This is a genomic window from Mucilaginibacter sp. P2_A5 (assembly GCF_056404995.1).
On sequence record NZ_JBFUCY010000001.1, the window covers coordinates 44275 to 60164 of the forward strand.

Here is a 15890-nt window from a genome sequence, read left to right on the forward strand (position 1 = left end):
AAACATTATCCGCCTAAACGCATTATTGAAAGCAAAACATAAATATTGCCGATGGATTCAGTTACCCATATTACTTTAGGCGCCTGTGTTGGCGAACTTGTATTGGGCAAAAAATTGGGTAAGCAAGCTTTGTTATGGGGAGCCGTTGCTCAAAGCTTACCTGATATTGATAGTGCCGCTGCATTGTTTGTTTCGCCAGACCGGGCACTGTTAATTCATCGCGGCATAACCCATTCCTTCTTTTTTTCGATAATTGCCGGCCTGGCGCTGGCTTTTTTGGCCAGGCGGATACATCAAAAGGTTTACCTGCAGTTTATTACGCTGGCTTTGTTCTTTTGCCTTCAGCTTCTTTTGCATGATCTGTTGGATACATGTAATGTCTACGGCACAGGTTTGTTTGAACCATTTAGCCACCAACGTTTTTCTGTCAATTTGCTTTATGTAGCCGATCCTTTGTTTACCATCAGTTTACTTGTAGCTTCAATAGTTTTGGCGTTCAAAAACATTCGTTATCAAAACCGGGCTAAATGGGCTTTTACCGCCATTACAATTACGGGCTTGTACTTGTGCTTTGCCGGTTTTTGCAAATTGTACGTTGGTAGCAGGGTAAGGGCATCCTTTAAAGATAAACAGGGGCAAAATTACTCCTATTTAACAACGCCTGCGCCTTTTACCAGTATGCTGTGGTATGTTATAGTACCGGAAAATAACGGCTATTATACGGCCTATAGTTCTGTTTTAGATGATGCCAATCAATTTTTAGCTTATCGGTATTACCATAAAAACGATTCGTTATTAAACCAGGCTCAAAACAAAGCGGTAGTAAATAACCTGCTCGCTTTTTCTGACAAATACTACACTTTAACCAAGGCAGGGGGCAACATTCATATCAATGTCCTCCGTTTCGGGCAGGTACAGGGCTGGGCATCAACCGATGCGCCATTCGCTTTTAGCTATCCCTTGGTTGCGGGAAAAAGCCAAACATTGTTACTGCAAAAAGGCCGTTTAAGCGGCTGGAACGGCTACTCGTTTAAAATTTACCTGGAGCGGATCCTCGGCAAGTCAACTATCAACCACAAACCTAACCCCGACAACTAATATGAATTGGTATTTACCCGCAATTGCGCTTTATCTTATCCTGGTTATTTTTGTTTGTTTCCGTATTTTGTATGATATCCGGTCGGCCAGCAAAACGTTTGCGTATTTGCTTATTACCATCCTTGTGCCGGTAGTTGGTATGGCTATTTATTTTGCGGTAGGCGCCAATTACCGTAAAAATAAATTGTACTCCAAAAAAATTGTGAGCGATCGTAAGTTGCGGGCCGAGATCCGCGAAAATATTGTACGGGAATCTGAGAAGACATGGAACACAGGGGACAGCGACTTAAAAGGCCGCAAAAAGCTTGCCCACATGCTGCTAAATGATAATAGCCCCTTAACCAGCAATAACGATGTAAAACTGTATATCAACGGCGAAGAAAAATTTCCCGACGTAATAACTGCCTTAAAAAACGCCAGGCACCACATCCACATGGAATATTATATTTATGAGGATGGTGACATTGGTAACCAGATAAAAGATATCCTGGTAAAAAAAGCAGCCGAAGGAGTAAAAGTTCGTTTTATTTATGATGATTTTGGGAGCCGCTCCATACGCCACACCCTGGTGCCCGAATTAATAGCTGGTGGTGTGGAGGCTTACCCTTTTTATAAGATCCTGTTCATCGCGCTCTCCAACCGGACCAATTACCGCGATCATCGCAAGATCATCATAGTTGACGGCTGTACCGGTTTTGTTGGTGGCATTAATGTGAGCGACAGGTACATCAACAATAAGGGCAAAAAGCAAGTGTATTGGCGGGATACGCACTTACGCATTAATGGTCCCGGGGTATATTATCTACAATACTTGTTTATATGCGATTGGAATTTTAGCGCAGGTAAAAAGCTGAAGCTGGAGAAGGATTTTTTCTGTTCGGCAGAAAGCGCCAAAGGCGAGGCCATAGTGCAAATTGCCGCCAGCGGGCCCGATTCGGATATACCCACCATCATGTACTCGCTCATCCAGGCTATTGGCATGGCCGAAGAAGAGCTGCTGATAACATCACCGTATTTTATCCCCGGCGAAAGTGTCTTGGATGCGCTTAATGTGGCTGCTCGCAGCGGCGTTAAAATTAAGCTGCTTGTACCCGGCAGGTCAGATTCGGCGTTGGTTAACGCGGCGTCGCGGTCATATTATCGCGAAATACTTGACGCAGGCGTTGAGGTGTATTTATACAGAAAAGGATTTGTACACGCCAAAACCCTGGTAGCAGACGGGCAATTGTCAATGGTTGGCACTGCCAATATGGATCAACGAAGTTTTGAACTTAATTTTGAGGTAAACAGCATAATATATGATGATAAAATAGCCGGCCAGTTAAGAAACGTTTTTTATAACGATATAAAAGATGCCGTTATGATTAACCCTAAAACCTGGGCTAAACGCAGTTTGTTTAAGCAATTGCCCGAAAAACTGATCCGGCTTTTATCGCCATTGTTGTAATATTGATATATAAAATGGCAAATTAGTTATGCTGTTTTTAAGTTTTCAAGTGTAGTAAGCCAATTGTTGAAATGGTGACAAGCGGCTCTTAGTTTATCCAAACTTATTGCTTCGGCAATCAAAATTCCATCCGCAACTTTTTCATAGGATGGTATAACAGATAGTATTCTCTTGGATGGTGAGGTTAACGGGCTATCGTTTATATGTTCGGGAGTTTCAAATTTGTTTCTGATATTTTGCAGGGCACCGCTGGGGAAATTATAATCCAGCGATAAAAACTCTTCAAGTATAGCGCAATCTGAAAATAGTAAGGCTCCAAATTCATGAAGTAGAAAATGAGGTATAAACCTATAAACAGATAGGTCCGCGTTTTCAATATCTGATTTAAACGCCTGCTCAATAGCTATAGCTTTTGCGTAGGGTTCCATGGCTTTGCTTTCTTCATACCCCGGATACTTATTTCCCATGCCGTAAATGTCTAAAAGTGTTGATACGTAAGCAGCAGAATCTTCTTTTAGCCATTGAATAACATTCGCCTTAAGTTTACCGTAACTTGATCCGGTTTTTATATTGCGAGGTGTTACCAGTATGTTTTTAAGAATAAAGTGAGGATAAAGGATTTTGGAGATAAAGTTTTCTTCTGTAGAGCCCTCACATATTATATTTATCCGAATCACGGTTTACCTCCCAATACATTTTGCTCCCATAGTTCGCCGATTGAATAAAGTTTAAGCCAGGAATCTAAGCTTCCCTCATCCAAACGGGTAAATGTCGAACTGCCACCTCTATTTTCAACCACCAGAATGTTTTTGGGTTCAAACTCGTTTACAAGATTAACCGACTGGGTTGAAATGATAATCTGCGCTTTTTTAGATGCCTTCCTGATTAATGAGCCCAGCAGGGTTATTGCCGATGGATGTAGACCTAATTCTGGCTCATCTAATAATATTAAGGGTGGAAGCTCCGGTTGCAATAATAATGTCGCCAGGCAAATAAAACGTAAGGAACCATCAGATAAGTCGTTGGCGTTGAATATCACGTCAGAATTTTTATCCTGCCACTCCAACATAATCGTTGATTTGTTGAAAGGGTTAGGTCTTAGTACAAAGTCTTTAAAATATGGCACAACTAACTCCACCGTTTTTACAATCCGGTTATAGTGTTTTTCATTAACCAATTTCATGTGATAAAAAAATGCAGCTAAATTTGAGGCATCGCCCCTCAGATAATCTACATCAGTTATGTCGCCCGTTTTTTTTACAGCGGCACTTGAACTGGTATCATGAAAATGATAAAGTCGCCAGCTTTTTAATACATCAAAAACATATGTCTGAACGCTTTTGATGACCTTTCTATTTATCGTTTCTTCAAGTTTAGATTCCCTACCTCCATTATTTATATTTTCTTTGAAAACAGTATCTACCGAAGTGTCGAAATAGCAATATTCATTTTCAAATAAGAATGAATCATTGGCGGTGGGTAATAAACTAAATTCGTAATAATTAGGGGCGAAATTTAACGATACGTGTAATTTTTTTGTGGTTTTACTGCCGTAATATAATAGCTTATTTGCGCCGCCATTAACACCAGTATAAATTTGAAGATGGTTTTCAATAACCTCCCTTAAAAATTTGAACAAGCCTATAAAGTTAGACTTGCCGGCACCATTTGGGCCGATTAAAACATTCAGCTCATTAATTTCTATATCAAGTTTTTTTATCGATTTAAACCCCTCGATAAGTATGTTATTCAGTTTATGCGCCATAGCAAAACTTTGATTTATTGTACTCCCACATAATTGTTTATACTGCCCTAATAAAATACTGCGATCAAAAATCGAAAGTAAGTTAATTAATTTAGTTCTTAAACGATTTCTTAAGTTAAGAGTTTTATATCAAATTTTATTGCGTCGTCACCCTTAAACTCAATGTATCTGTTTGCATAGCTGTAAAAATGCCCAGGCCGTTGGTTACATTGGTGGGCTCGTTAAGCAAGGCCTGCGAATCGCGGGTGATATTGGTTGTCAGTATGTTGAGGTATTCCTGGTTCACCCGCATTAATATTACTTTATAATGGCCGTAATAATTAAACGATGATTGTACCAGGTTGTAATAAGATGCCTGTTTCGCGTTAATCTGGAAGCTGGGCTTATTATCGCTGCGGATGTAAGATATATAATAGGGGTCGTTATCAAGGTTTTTAAATACCAGCAGGTGGTACAATGAATCAGGGTTGCTCCACTTAATAGTAGCCCTTGGCACATCAGCATATAAAGGGTTGATGGTGCTGGGGACATGAAATATACTATCCGACAGGGTGAAATCTTCCGGTTTGCCCGGCATAATAGTAGTAGCGCTGATTACCACACCGGCATAGGTAAACTGCATGGTATACGTTTTACCGGTGGCGATAAACGATTGATCGGCATAGGTATAAGTGCCGCTTGCGCTTTCGGTTAGTTTAACGCTTTTACTGCCATCAGATACGCTGATGCTTAAACCTGTAAGTGCCGCGCCGTAAGTTGTAGTATCGGTAAGGGCCTTTTGCTGGTAAACTTTGATACTTAATATCTGGCCGGGGATAAGGTATGATTCTACCACCGGTTTATTAGTAGCCAATATATCCGATTGATTTTTTTTACACGATGCCAGCAGTATTAAACTGCCCATTAAACTTAATGCGATATAGCGCGTATATATTTTTATTTCCATCTTAAGCTGAGTGTTAGGTTGGGGGTAAAACCCAGGTAATTTACATTGGTGGTTATCACCTGGTTGTTTTGCACCTGGTACTCCTTATACCAGGTATTGGTATGGTTGTAAACGTTGAAGAACGACAGGCCTATTGAGCCTACTTTATGGCCATCAACCTTCAGCAGATCATACGATACCGACATATCCAAACGGTGATATGCGGGTAGGCGTTCGCCGTTTTTGTCGCTGATGTTCAGGTAAGTTTTACTGTTACCATCGGCAGTTTGAATGGTGTAGGTTGATAGGGGAGCAGTATACGGCCTGCCGGTACTAAACAGGAATGTTGCTGCAAAGTTAAACCTGTTGTAATGGTACATATTGATGGATTTAAACTCATGTCTTACATCCTGGTTGGCATCGTAATAATAATCGCCAAAGGCGGCAAATTTGTTCTGGGCTTTTGCAAGTGTATAACTCACCCAGCCGGTATAGTTGCCCAGCTTTTTTTGTATCAGAAATTCAACACCGGCATCGCGGCCGGTGCCCTGGTAAAAATCCTCGGTTACCGTTTGCGTTTGCTGAGTGGGCATCATGAAACCGCCACCGCCGGTTTGGGTTTGTTTTACTGTATACTGCGTTAGCCCGGTAAGGGTTTTGTAGTAGCTTTCCACGCTGATCAAAAATTCATCATTTTCATAGCTAAGCCCGCCTATGTAGTGCCTGGCCATACCAACCGGGATATTGCTGCCATTGGATAATACCCAAAAGTTACGGTCGCCAGAAAGGATATCCTGTCTGATTACCTGGTTTTCAAACTGGTAAAATTGGCCGGTAGCACCTTTTACTGTGAAATGATCGTTTAAATTATAACTGGCCGAGAGCCGGGGTTCAAAATAAGGCTTGCCTGTTGAGCCGTAATAACTGGCTCGTATGCCTGGCTGTATATGGAAGTTATTATTCGGGTCGATAGAAAGTTCGGCATAAACGCCTTCCAGCATGGCGTTGTTATGTTGATTAATCAGCTTGCCGGTATCGTTTTGGGTGTATTCGTAATCAATTTTTTTATAGTTAACAAAGCCTCCAAAAAGTAGTTTGTAGGTTTCGGCAGCCTGCCATTCCCATTCAGATTTATAGCCTATATCCTTCAGGTGATTGGTTTCCACGGTGTTATTGCTAAAGGTGTGGGCAATGCCGTTACTATCCAGCAAAGAGCCGCCCGAACTGGCCCGTTCCCGGTTATTAAAATAAGATGAGTACGTAATATAATTGTTGGAGTATAATTTTTTGCTCCACTGCCTAAACCATTTTACGCTGCTGCCCAGGTTGCCGTATTTGGTGTAGTCGGTAATACCAATTCCACTGCCCGATCCTGACAGGCCCGGCGGCAGGCCAAGGGTACGGCTGTTATCGGTTTTGTCGGTTCCTGAGTAATAGCTGACAGAAATCTTGTCCTCATCGCTGATGGTGTAGGTATACTTGGCGTTGGCATCATAAAAATAGGAGGCCGGGGTTACCTGGTTGGCAAAGCCGCCGCCAAAACCGCCGCCCGGGCCACGGCCCCCGCCCTGGGTGGTCGACGTTTGGTTAAACTGGTTGAATATCTTGTTATAAAAAGGCCCCTGGTATGATCGTCTGATAGAAAGCAGCAGCGTTTCGTTTTTTGACAGTGGTGTTTCCAGGAAACCGCTCGCGCTCAGCAAGCTCAGGTCGACACCCATATTGGTTTCGTTTTTGTTGCCTTCTTTACCATTAATTTCGGTAACACTTGATAGCCTGCCGCCGTATTTGGAGGTGAAGCCGCCTTTGTACAATTGCACATCCTTAACCGCGCTGGCGTTAAACGCGCTGAAGAAGCCGTACAGATGATCAACCTGGTAAATGGTGAAGCCATCAAGCAAAACAAGGTTTTGATCGGGGGTACCGCCGCGCACATAGGCGCCCGATGATGATTCGTTGGTACCGCTTACGCCCGGCATCAGCTGAAAAGCGCGAAGGATATCCTTATCGCCCATGGTTGGCAGTTTATCTAAATTTGCCGGCGAAAGCTGGAGCACGCCCACCTGCCTGCTATCGGTGTTCATAACTCCACTTTTTTTGCCGGTAATATTAACTTCATTTAATGTATTTAACGATGTGTACAGCCCACATATAAGCGTGTTATTGATTTTATCGCTGCTAAGCCTGAAATAGTCTGTTTGGTAGCCCGAATAGGATACCTCTATAACGCAGGTGTCTGAAGGTACCCGTAAAAAAGTAAAATAACCATCAGAATTACTCATAGCGGTAAGATCGGAGTTCCGGATCTTTACTGAAGCTGATGGAAGTGATTCGCCGGTCAGCTGATCAATTACCCGCCCGTTTATACTGAACATAAAATGCTTGGGAGCTACCTTTGGTGCTATGTCCTGATCGTCATCATCATTCTTTTTACGTTTTATTTTGGCATTTGCCGCCTGCAACGAAAGTTGGTTGAGTTTTTTAAGCCTGGCCAAATCGTCAGTATTTTTCAGAATGTAAATAGTACCGGTCGATTCTATCCAGTATTTCAAATCGTGTTCCTTGCAAACCTGTTTGATAACGCTTTTTAAAGGCTCTTCAAAAAAGTGCTCCACCACATCCATACTACTTAGTTGTTCTTTATCATACACAATCCGGATTTGGTAAGTGGTTGATATGGTATCCAGCATTTGATCAAGCGTGCACAAAAAAAAGTGGTTTACCATAATGTCCTTCAGTTTTTTTTGTGTTTGCTGGGCCTGAGTGGCCGAGTGGCCTAAACCTATAATGGTAAATAACAATAAGGAAAATCTCTTCATCAGGGGTGTATTTTCTTTTGCAACGAAATTGCACCCTATTTCTATCCACATAAAATAAATGCGACATCAGGCGGACTTGTGTAGATAAAGAGGAGGAATGTGTAGTGGGAGCCGGGTAAGCCTGGTGAGCGGTGAGTGGATTAAAACTGCTAAATAGTATAATGCGAAATTACGTCCCCGGGTATTTTAGTACTTCTTCCTGTTGCCATATCAATCATTACATAATCAAAATAGCCATCGCAGCATACTTTGCCGGTTGCTTTGTTGCTTAGGCTGAATTTTACGCGGCAGCCTTTATCGTCGATGCTTTCGATACCGGTTTTTACGGTGAAGTAGTCGCCCATGGTGAGTGCGCGTTTATAATCTACGTGGGCAGTGCGCACTACCCAGCCAAAACCGCGCTCCATAAATTTTTCCATAGCCATCCCGTAGCAGCGTTCCATCTGATCGTACCGGGCGGCAAGCACATAGTCGAAGTATTTGCTGTTGTGTACGTGCTGAAACATGTCGATATCATCTGGGCGTACACGGAATTCGGTTTCGAAGGTAGAGTAGATAGGAGTATCCATGGGACAAATATAGTGATTGGGTGATTAAGCCTGGTGAATGGTTGATTAAGTTGATTAAGTTGATTAAGTTGATTAAGTTGATTGGGTGAGTGGTTGAGTAGGTTGGAGAGTGGTTGATGAAGTTGATTAGGTGAGTGGTTATGTAGGTTGGTGAGTAGTTGGGGATGTGGCAAGGAGCCGTGGGAGCAGATGAAAATATACAGGAGCGGTGCAAAGTTAGCCGCGGTTTTCCTATATTCGAAAAACTCTTATCTGCCATGAAATTATTATACAAATGGTGGTTGCTTGCCAGCCTTTTTTTAAGCATCAACTCCTTTGCACAGCAGCAACCGGTAAATATGCAATACGTTGTTTCGATGGAACAGGCGGCCAACCAACTTTACCACGTCGAACTCACTAACAAGACGCCAGGTAAGACACTCGATTTTAAAATGTGCGCCTGGACTCCCGGCTACTACCAACTCATCGATTTTGCCGCCGCGGTACAAAACTTTAAAGTAACGGACAGCAAGGGCGCAAACCTGAAATGGCAAAAAATATCGGAAAATACCTGGCGCGTTTATCACAACAGCCCCGGCGCGGTAAAAATTTCGTATGATGTTAAGGCCACTGTGCCCTTTGTAGGCAATGTTTACCTTGATGAAACCCGGGGATACATTACCCCCGGCGGTTTGTTTATGTACCTGGATAATGAACTACGGCATACGGTTACAATAAAAATGCAGCCTTATAGCAAATGGAACGCGATGGTTGCCACAGGCCTTGATACCGTACCCGGTAAATATCACCTGTACAAAGCAGATAATTTTGATGTACTATATGATAGCCCTTTTTTGATGGGGCAACTTGAAGTACTGCCCCCGTTTACGGTTAAAAACAAGCCGCACAATTTTATTGGCTATAAGCTGCCAGAGTTTGACAGGCAGGGATTTATGAACGATTTGAAAAAGATTGTGGTTGCCGGCAGTAACATCATTGGCGAAATACCCTATACGCACTATACCTTTTTATCGATAGGTGCAGGTGGCGGCGGTATCGAACATTTAAACTCATCGTCGTTAAGTTTTAGCGGGGGCGAGGGTTTTAATTCGCCCGAGGCCAAAAAAAGACTTTACAACTTTATAGCCCACGAGTATTTTCACCATTATAATGTTAAACGCATCAGGCCGGTTGAACTGGGGCCGTTTGATTATTCGAAAGAAAACCACACCAATATGCTTTGGGTATCTGAAGGGTTTACGGTTTATTACGAATATATGATAACAAGGCGTGCCGGTTTAATGACCGGGGAAGATATGCTGAAAGACTTTGAAGGCAATATTAAAAACTACGAGAATAAGCCGGGACATTTTTACCAGTCGGCCACACAGGCCAGTTACAATACCTGGAACGACGGGCCAAACGGCCGCGTAAACGAGGATATTAATAAAACTATATCCTATTATGATAAAGGCCCTGTACTTGGCTTAATGCTCGATTTTAACATCAGGCATGTCACTAAAAACAAAAAAACGCTTGATGACGTGATGCGGCTGCTTTATTACAAATATTACAAAAAACTAAATCGCGGTTTTACCGAACAAGAATTCAGGACTGAATGTGAAAAAATGGCCGGCACGCCAATGCCCGAGGTGTTTGAATATGCATCGACGGTTAAGCCGCCCAATTATCCTAAATACTTTGCATATGGCGGTTTGCTGATTGATACCAACGCCACTGTTACCTATACCTCATGGGCCGGCATAAATTACTGGCAGCGACGCGATACGCTAGTGATTGGCACCGTTGAACCCAATTCGCCTGCCTGGGACAAAGGCATAAGGGGTGGCACAAAAATATTAACTATTGAAGGTCAGCCGGCAACGCAAAAATTATTAGATCAGACACTGGAAGCAAAAAATACAGGAGATGCTTTAACGCTCACCACACAAAAAGGCACGGAGAAACGGGATGTAACTATTATACTGGGTAGCAAAAAAGAAAAAACGTTTAAGATAAGTCCGCTGCCCAATCCCGATCCGTTGCAGGCGGCTATTTATAAAAGCTGGATAGGGAGTCTGTAAAGTCAAAATTCAAAAATGACTTACAATTTTAAAGGTATTTGTTTGTAGCATTGTGGGGTAATTAAAATGCTATGAAAATTACAGACCAAACACACCGGCTTGTCCGGCTTGGCCTTGATGCGGACATACTAAACCCATACCGCGAGCCGCACCGGTTTTACCATACACTGGAGCACCTGGACGATTTGTGCGGTCAACTGGAATTGAAAGGTTTTGCCGACAATAATGCCTTGCTACTTGCTACAGTATTTCATGATATAATTTACGATCCGCGTTCGGCTACAAACGAAGAGGATTCGGCTAAGTATTTTAACGCGGTGTTTATCGGCGATCAAGGTTTAAAGGATGAAGTAACGCAGATCATTCTCGATACCAAAACTCATCAACCTAAAACAGAGCTTTCAAAAGTGTTTTGCGATGCCGATTTAAACATTCTCACTCAGCCGTTTGATAAATTGCTGCAGTATGAGCAGCAGATATTTAAGGAGTTTCAGTTTGTTGATTATACCATTTACCGCGGGAAGAGGGTAGAGGTGTTGCAGAGTTTACAGCAAAATGTAAACAACCCTGCGCTGGAGTATTTAATTGATTACGTGCGTACCCGCCAGCCCAGGATAGCGGTTTACCCCGGTAGTTTTAACCCATTCCATAAAGGGCACTTTAATATACTGCAAAAAGCCGAACAGGTATTTGATAAGGTAATTATAGCCCGCGGCGTTAATCCCGGCAAAGATGCCGCCAGTTATGCTTTACCCGATATTTTAAAATACAGGCAAATGGCCACTTACGAGGGTTTACTTACTGATTTTACCGCCAGCCTGGGCTATGCTGTAACAATAATCCGGGGCTTGCGTAATGGATCGGATCTGCAATACGAATTAAACCAGTATCGCTACATGCAGGAGTTGGGCGATAAAAACATTAGTGTAATAGCCATATTTTGTGATATGGAGTTTGAGCATATATCCAGCACCGGCATAAGGCAACTGGAAAAATATGGGAAGGCAGGGGAATATTTGGTTTAGGGGGTTTAGGTGAGTGGTTGATTGAGTTGATTAGGTGAGTGGTTTAGGTTTTATGTGCAAGGATTCTCAGGCTTGTTTCAGCTGAAAGCTGAAACCCTGTAACCCACGAGCTGAAAGCTCGCGGGAGCGGCGGCGGTGCAAATACCTATAACCCAATCAACCACTCACCTAATCAACTCAATCAACCCTTCAAACCTTTTGAATTTTGAATTTTTACTTTTGAATTTAATCACTATCTTTGCACCCACAATTAACAAAAGTATTTAACGCTTTAATATTATTCACGTAATGTATTTAGGTAAAGAGACAAAGGCAGAGATCTTTGCAAAACACGGTAAGGGTGCTACAGACACTGGTTCAACCGAAGGTCAGGTAGCATTATTCACTCACCGCATCGCACACTTAACTGGTCACCTTAAGAAAAACAAACACGATTTTTCTACCCAGTTATCACTGCAAAAATTAGTAGGTAAACGCCGCGGTTTGTTAGCGTACCTGTACAAAAAAGACATTGAAAGATATCGTGCTATCATCAAAGCTTTACAGCTAAGGGATATCATTAAATAATTCTCATACTTTTTATTGAAAAGCCATCCCGATTTTGTGGATGGCTTTTTTACTTTTGAAAAAATTATACACACACATAAAAACCGGTGCGCTCCGAAAGATGAAAAGTGCACCACAACAAAAAGAAGATGAGTTTAAACGTAATTAAAAAAGTTATTGATTTAGGTGACGGCCGCACCATTGAGATCGAAACAGGTAAACTGGCCAAACAGGCAGATGGCTCTGTAGTTATTAAAATGGGTGATACCATGTTATTGGCTACCGTAGTATCATCACTGGAAGCGAAAGAGGGAGTTGATTTTTTACCCCTTTCTGTTGATTACCAGGAAAAATATGCTGCCACCGGCCGTATCCCGGGTGGCTTTTTACGCCGCGAGGCACGTTTGTCAGACTATGAGGTTTTAATCTCGCGTTTGGTTGACCGCGCTTTACGCCCGTTGTTCCCTTCAGATTATCACGCTGATACACAAGTGATGATCTCTTTAATTTCTGCAGATAAAGATATCATGCCCGATTGCCTTGCCGGTTTGGCAGCATCGGCAGCATTAGCTGTATCTGATATTCCTTTTAACGGCCCTATCTCTGAGGTACGTGTTGCAAAAATTGATGGCCAATTGGTAATTAACCCAACTTTAAGCCAGCTTGAGCGTGCAACTTTAGAATTTATTGTAGCAGGTAGCGAGCATGACATCAACATGGTTGAAGGTGAATCGAAAGAGATCCAGGAAGCCGAACTGGTTGAGGCTATCAAATTTGCACACACGGCTATCAAAATTCAATGTTTAGCTCAAAAAGAATTGACTATTGAAGTTGGCAAAACCGAAAAACGTGTTTACTGCCATGAAAATAGCAATGAGGATTTGAAAAAAGCCATCTACGCTGCTACTTATGAGCAGGTTTACGCTATCGCTTCTTCTGCATCTGCAAAAGACGAGCGCTCGGCAAAATTCAAAGAAGTTCGTGATGCTTACATCGCTACATTAGGCGAAATTGATGATGTCACTAAATTTTTAGCTAAAAAATACTACCACGATGTGGAGTACGATGCTATCCGTAACCTTGTATTAGACGAAGGCAAACGTTTAGATGGTCGTACAACTACCCAGATTCGTCCTATATGGAGCGAAGTTGGTTATTTACCATCTGCACATGGTTCGGCAGTATTTACCCGTGGCGAAACCCAGGCATTAACTACTGTTACTTTAGGTGCTAAGGATGATGAGCAAATGATTGATGGCGCGTTCATCAACGGTTACCAAAAATTCCTGTTGCATTATAACTTCCCTGGTTTCTCAACCGGCGAGGTTCGCCCGAACAGGGGTGCAGGCCGCCGCGAAATTGGTCACGGTAACCTGGCCATGCGTTCGTTAAAACAAGTATTGCCATCTGAGGATGAAAATCCATATACCATCCGTATCGTTTCTGATATTTTAGAATCAAACGGTTCATCGTCAATGGCTACGGTTTGTGCCGGTACATTGGCTTTGATGGATGCTGGTATCAAAATCAAATCGCCGGTATCAGGTATCGCGATGGGATTGATCACCAACGAAATGGGTACTAAATATGCTATTCTATCGGATATCCTTGGTGATGAAGATCATTTAGGCGATATGGACTTTAAAGTAACCGGTACAACCAATGGTATTGTTGCTGTGCAAATGGACTTGAAAATTAATGGCTTATCGTACGAAGTGTTAACCAACGCTTTAAACCAGGCTAAAGATGGTCGTTTACACATCCTTGGCGAAATGGCTAAAACCATTACTGCCCCTCGTGTTGACCTGAAACCACACGCTCCGCGTATTGTTACCATCAAAATTGATAAAGAATTTATTGGTGCAGTTATCGGGCCCGGTGGTAAAATTATCCAGGAAATGCAACGTGAAACCGGTGCAACCATTTCTATCGAAGAAAAAGACAACCAGGGTATCGTTCAGATTTTTGCAGATAACAAAGCGTCTATCGACCAGGCTTTATCACGCATCCGTAATATTGCCTCTAAACCAGAAGTTGGCGAAATTTACGAAGGTAAAGTGAAGTCAATTATGCCGTTTGGTGCATTTGTTGAGATTATGCCAGGTAAAGATGGCTTGTTACACATCTCTGAAATCGACCACCGTCGTATCGAAAAAATGGATGGTATATTCGAAGTAGGCGATGAGGTAAGGGTTAAATTGCTTGATGTAGATAAACAAGGTAAACTTAAGTTATCGCGTAAAGCGCTGTTACCAAGGCCAGAAGCTCCAAAATCGGACAAATAATTGTGATAATTATAATATGCAAAGCCCTCTTTATGAGGGTTTTGCTATTTAAGCTGTATTTTTTACAGTTTTTTTGAAAAAAATTAAAACAAAAGTTGGATGTTTAAACTTTGTATTAGTTAACAGATAGTTGAAAAAACCGTAAAATCCGATCCTGCTTGTAAAAACGATGACCCCTGCTACAAATGATCCTTTAGATTTTCTCAACAGTAATCCGCAGGGAATGCAATCGGCTACCCAAACCGATTTAGTTCAGCTGTTGCTATATGAGATTATCCGGGTTAAAGAATTAATATTGTATTATGACTCCATTCCCAATGGAGGTGGTCAGCTTGGCTCGTCAATTTTGAATGAGCTGGTATCAGAAGCCTATCAATCACTTGTAAACTACGATACAGTGCTTATGAAAAAGTACTATGATCTGTTACTGAACTGTGATTAAGAGCCCCCTAACCCCCTGAAGGGGGACCGATTTAGCATATAATCATACTGTTTATCCAACGACTATGTGACATTAACCGCCTTGGTTATACGCATACTATATCAACATAAAGCAAGCTTAGGAGTTAAACTGATAAAACTTTACAAATAATTACAGTTGGCAATGTGTGGGATTTATATATTTGCACATGAACCATCTGATAGCGCCATCTATTTTAGCAGCCGATTTTGCCAACCTGCAACGCGATATTGAAATGATCAATAACAGCGAAGCTGATTGGGTGCATGTTGATATTATGGATGGCATGTTTGTGCCCAATATCTCTTTCGGTTTCCCGGTTGTTGCCGCGGCAAAAAAACATGCCACCAAACCGCTGGATGTTCACCTGATGATTGTTGATCCGGATCGTTACCTTAAAGCTTTTAAGGATGCCGGTGCCAACGGGATAACTGTTCATTACGAAGCCTGTCCGCATTTACATCGTACAATACAAGCTATTAAAGAGCTTGGTTGCAGGGCAGGGGTGGCCCTTAACCCACATACGCCTGTTGCTTTGCTTGATGATATTATTGCCGACCTGGATATGGTGCTTATCATGTCTGTAAATCCGGGCTTCGGCGGACAAAAATTTATTGCCAACACCTACAAAAAACTTAACGATCTGAAGGCGTTGAGCGAAAAGAAAAACCCGGGCTTATTTATCGAGGTTGATGGTGGTGTTGATCAAAATAATATTAAAGAATTGTTGCAGGCAGGCGCAAATGTGCTTGTTGCCGGCAGTTCGGTATTCTCATCGGCCAGTCCGGCCGATGCAATTTCACACCTCAAACATCCCTAAAGGTTATTACAATTGTAATAATTACTACCAACCTTATAGGATTAATTTAATATTTGCAATCAAAAAGG

13 protein-coding genes are annotated in these 15890 nt (G+C 42.2%); 8 read left to right on the forward strand and 5 right to left on the reverse strand.

The genetic code is table 11. The annotated features are described in order from the left end of the window. Positions 1 to 51 precede the first annotated feature (51 nt). Both AC1DXF_RS00195 and cls read left to right on the forward strand, forming a co-directional pair. A complete protein-coding gene (locus AC1DXF_RS00195) occupies positions 52 to 1098 on the forward strand; it encodes a metal-dependent hydrolase (RefSeq protein ID WP_477444886.1) in 1047 nt (348 codons plus the stop codon). 1 nt (position 1099) lies between these two features. Continuing rightward, positions 1100 to 2545: a cardiolipin synthase gene (gene cls, locus AC1DXF_RS00200; protein WP_477444888.1), complete on the forward strand. Its 1446-nt coding sequence runs from the start codon at positions 1100 to 1102 to the stop codon at positions 2543 to 2545. A 26-nt stretch (positions 2546 to 2571) separates the two neighbouring features. Here cls and AC1DXF_RS00205 read toward each other — a convergent pair whose 3' ends face one another. The 5 genes from AC1DXF_RS00205 to AC1DXF_RS00225 form a co-directional block, all read right to left on the reverse strand. Beyond that, positions 2572 to 3222, reverse strand: a complete 651-nt coding sequence (locus tag AC1DXF_RS00205) for a DUF4276 family protein (RefSeq protein WP_477444890.1) — start codon at positions 3220 to 3222, stop codon at positions 2572 to 2574. Beyond that, the gene (locus AC1DXF_RS00210; protein ID WP_477444892.1) at positions 3219 to 4310 is read right to left on the reverse strand and encodes an AAA family ATPase; all 1092 of its coding nucleotides are present in this window, start codon (positions 4308 to 4310) and stop codon (positions 3219 to 3221) included. Before AC1DXF_RS00210 ends, AC1DXF_RS00205 begins: the two co-directional genes overlap by 4 nt. Before the next feature lie 136 nt (positions 4311 to 4446). Beyond that, complete coding sequence (locus AC1DXF_RS00215; protein ID WP_477444894.1) at positions 4447 to 5256, reverse strand: DUF4249 domain-containing protein; 810 nt, start codon at positions 5254 to 5256, stop codon at positions 4447 to 4449. Next, positions 5247 to 8054 (reverse strand): TonB-dependent receptor, encoded by a 2808-nt coding sequence (locus tag AC1DXF_RS00220; RefSeq protein WP_477444896.1) that lies wholly within the window; start codon positions 8052 to 8054, stop codon positions 5247 to 5249. The genes AC1DXF_RS00215 and AC1DXF_RS00220 overlap by 10 nt, the downstream gene beginning before the upstream one ends. 149 nt (positions 8055 to 8203) lie before the next feature. Continuing rightward, on the reverse strand, positions 8204 to 8623 hold the full coding sequence (locus tag AC1DXF_RS00225; RefSeq protein ID WP_477444898.1) for an acyl-CoA thioesterase: 420 nt from the start codon (positions 8621 to 8623) through the stop codon (positions 8204 to 8206). Between the two features lie 257 nt (positions 8624 to 8880). Between AC1DXF_RS00225 and AC1DXF_RS00230 the strand changes: the two genes are divergently transcribed. The 6 genes from AC1DXF_RS00230 to rpe all read left to right on the forward strand — a co-directional run bounded on the left by AC1DXF_RS00230 (position 8881) and on the right by rpe (position 15822). Further along, the gene (locus AC1DXF_RS00230; protein WP_477444900.1) at positions 8881 to 10686 is read left to right on the forward strand and encodes a M61 family metallopeptidase; all 1806 of its coding nucleotides are present in this window, start codon (positions 8881 to 8883) and stop codon (positions 10684 to 10686) included. 71 nt (positions 10687 to 10757) lie between these two features. Beyond that, positions 10758 to 11711, forward strand: a complete 954-nt coding sequence (locus AC1DXF_RS00235) for an adenylyltransferase/cytidyltransferase family protein (protein WP_477444902.1) — start codon at positions 10758 to 10760, stop codon at positions 11709 to 11711. Between the two features lie 288 nt (positions 11712 to 11999). Further along, a complete protein-coding gene (rpsO, locus tag AC1DXF_RS00240; protein WP_090647072.1) occupies positions 12000 to 12278 on the forward strand; it encodes a 30S ribosomal protein S15 in 279 nt (92 codons plus the stop codon). Between the two features lie 128 nt (positions 12279 to 12406). Further along, positions 12407 to 14542 carry a polyribonucleotide nucleotidyltransferase gene (gene pnp, locus AC1DXF_RS00245; protein WP_477444904.1) on the forward strand — a complete coding sequence of 712 codons (2136 nt, stop codon included), beginning with the start codon at positions 12407 to 12409 and terminating at the stop codon, positions 14540 to 14542. A 169-nt stretch (positions 14543 to 14711) separates the two neighbouring features. After that, on the forward strand, positions 14712 to 14984 hold the full coding sequence (locus AC1DXF_RS00250) for a hypothetical protein (RefSeq protein WP_477444906.1): 273 nt from the start codon (positions 14712 to 14714) through the stop codon (positions 14982 to 14984). Positions 14985 to 15171: 187 nt separating this feature from the next. Further along, positions 15172 to 15822 carry a ribulose-phosphate 3-epimerase gene (gene rpe / locus AC1DXF_RS00255; protein WP_477444908.1) on the forward strand — a complete coding sequence of 217 codons (651 nt, stop codon included), beginning with the start codon at positions 15172 to 15174 and terminating at the stop codon, positions 15820 to 15822. Positions 15823 to 15890: the final 68 nt, after the last annotated feature.

What these genes read in the sequence shown, in the direction of transcription:
- AC1DXF_RS00195 (WP_477444886.1), top strand. Translation starts at nt 52, where the DNA reads ATGGATTCAGTTACCCATATTACTTTAGGCGCCTGTGTTGGCGAACTT.
- cls (WP_477444888.1), top strand. Translation starts at nt 1,100, where the DNA reads ATGAATTGGTATTTACCCGCAATTGCGCTTTATCTTATCCTGGTTATT.
- AC1DXF_RS00210 (WP_477444892.1), bottom strand. Translation starts at nt 4,310, where the DNA reads ATGGCGCATAAACTGAATAACATACTTATCGAGGGGTTTAAATCGATA.
- AC1DXF_RS00215 (WP_477444894.1), bottom strand. Translation starts at nt 5,256, where the DNA reads ATGGAAATAAAAATATATACGCGCTATATCGCATTAAGTTTAATGGGC.
- AC1DXF_RS00220 (WP_477444896.1), bottom strand. Translation starts at nt 8,054, where the DNA reads ATGAAGAGATTTTCCTTATTGTTATTTACCATTATAGGTTTAGGCCAC.
- AC1DXF_RS00225 (WP_477444898.1), bottom strand. Translation starts at nt 8,623, where the DNA reads ATGGATACTCCTATCTACTCTACCTTCGAAACCGAATTCCGTGTACGC.
- AC1DXF_RS00230 (WP_477444900.1), top strand. Translation starts at nt 8,881, where the DNA reads ATGAAATTATTATACAAATGGTGGTTGCTTGCCAGCCTTTTTTTAAGC.
- AC1DXF_RS00235 (WP_477444902.1), top strand. Translation starts at nt 10,758, where the DNA reads ATGAAAATTACAGACCAAACACACCGGCTTGTCCGGCTTGGCCTTGAT.
- rpsO (WP_090647072.1), top strand. Translation starts at nt 12,000, where the DNA reads ATGTATTTAGGTAAAGAGACAAAGGCAGAGATCTTTGCAAAACACGGT.
- pnp (WP_477444904.1), top strand. Translation starts at nt 12,407, where the DNA reads ATGAGTTTAAACGTAATTAAAAAAGTTATTGATTTAGGTGACGGCCGC.
- AC1DXF_RS00250 (WP_477444906.1), top strand. Translation starts at nt 14,712, where the DNA reads ATGACCCCTGCTACAAATGATCCTTTAGATTTTCTCAACAGTAATCCG.
- rpe (WP_477444908.1), top strand. Translation starts at nt 15,172, where the DNA reads ATGAACCATCTGATAGCGCCATCTATTTTAGCAGCCGATTTTGCCAAC.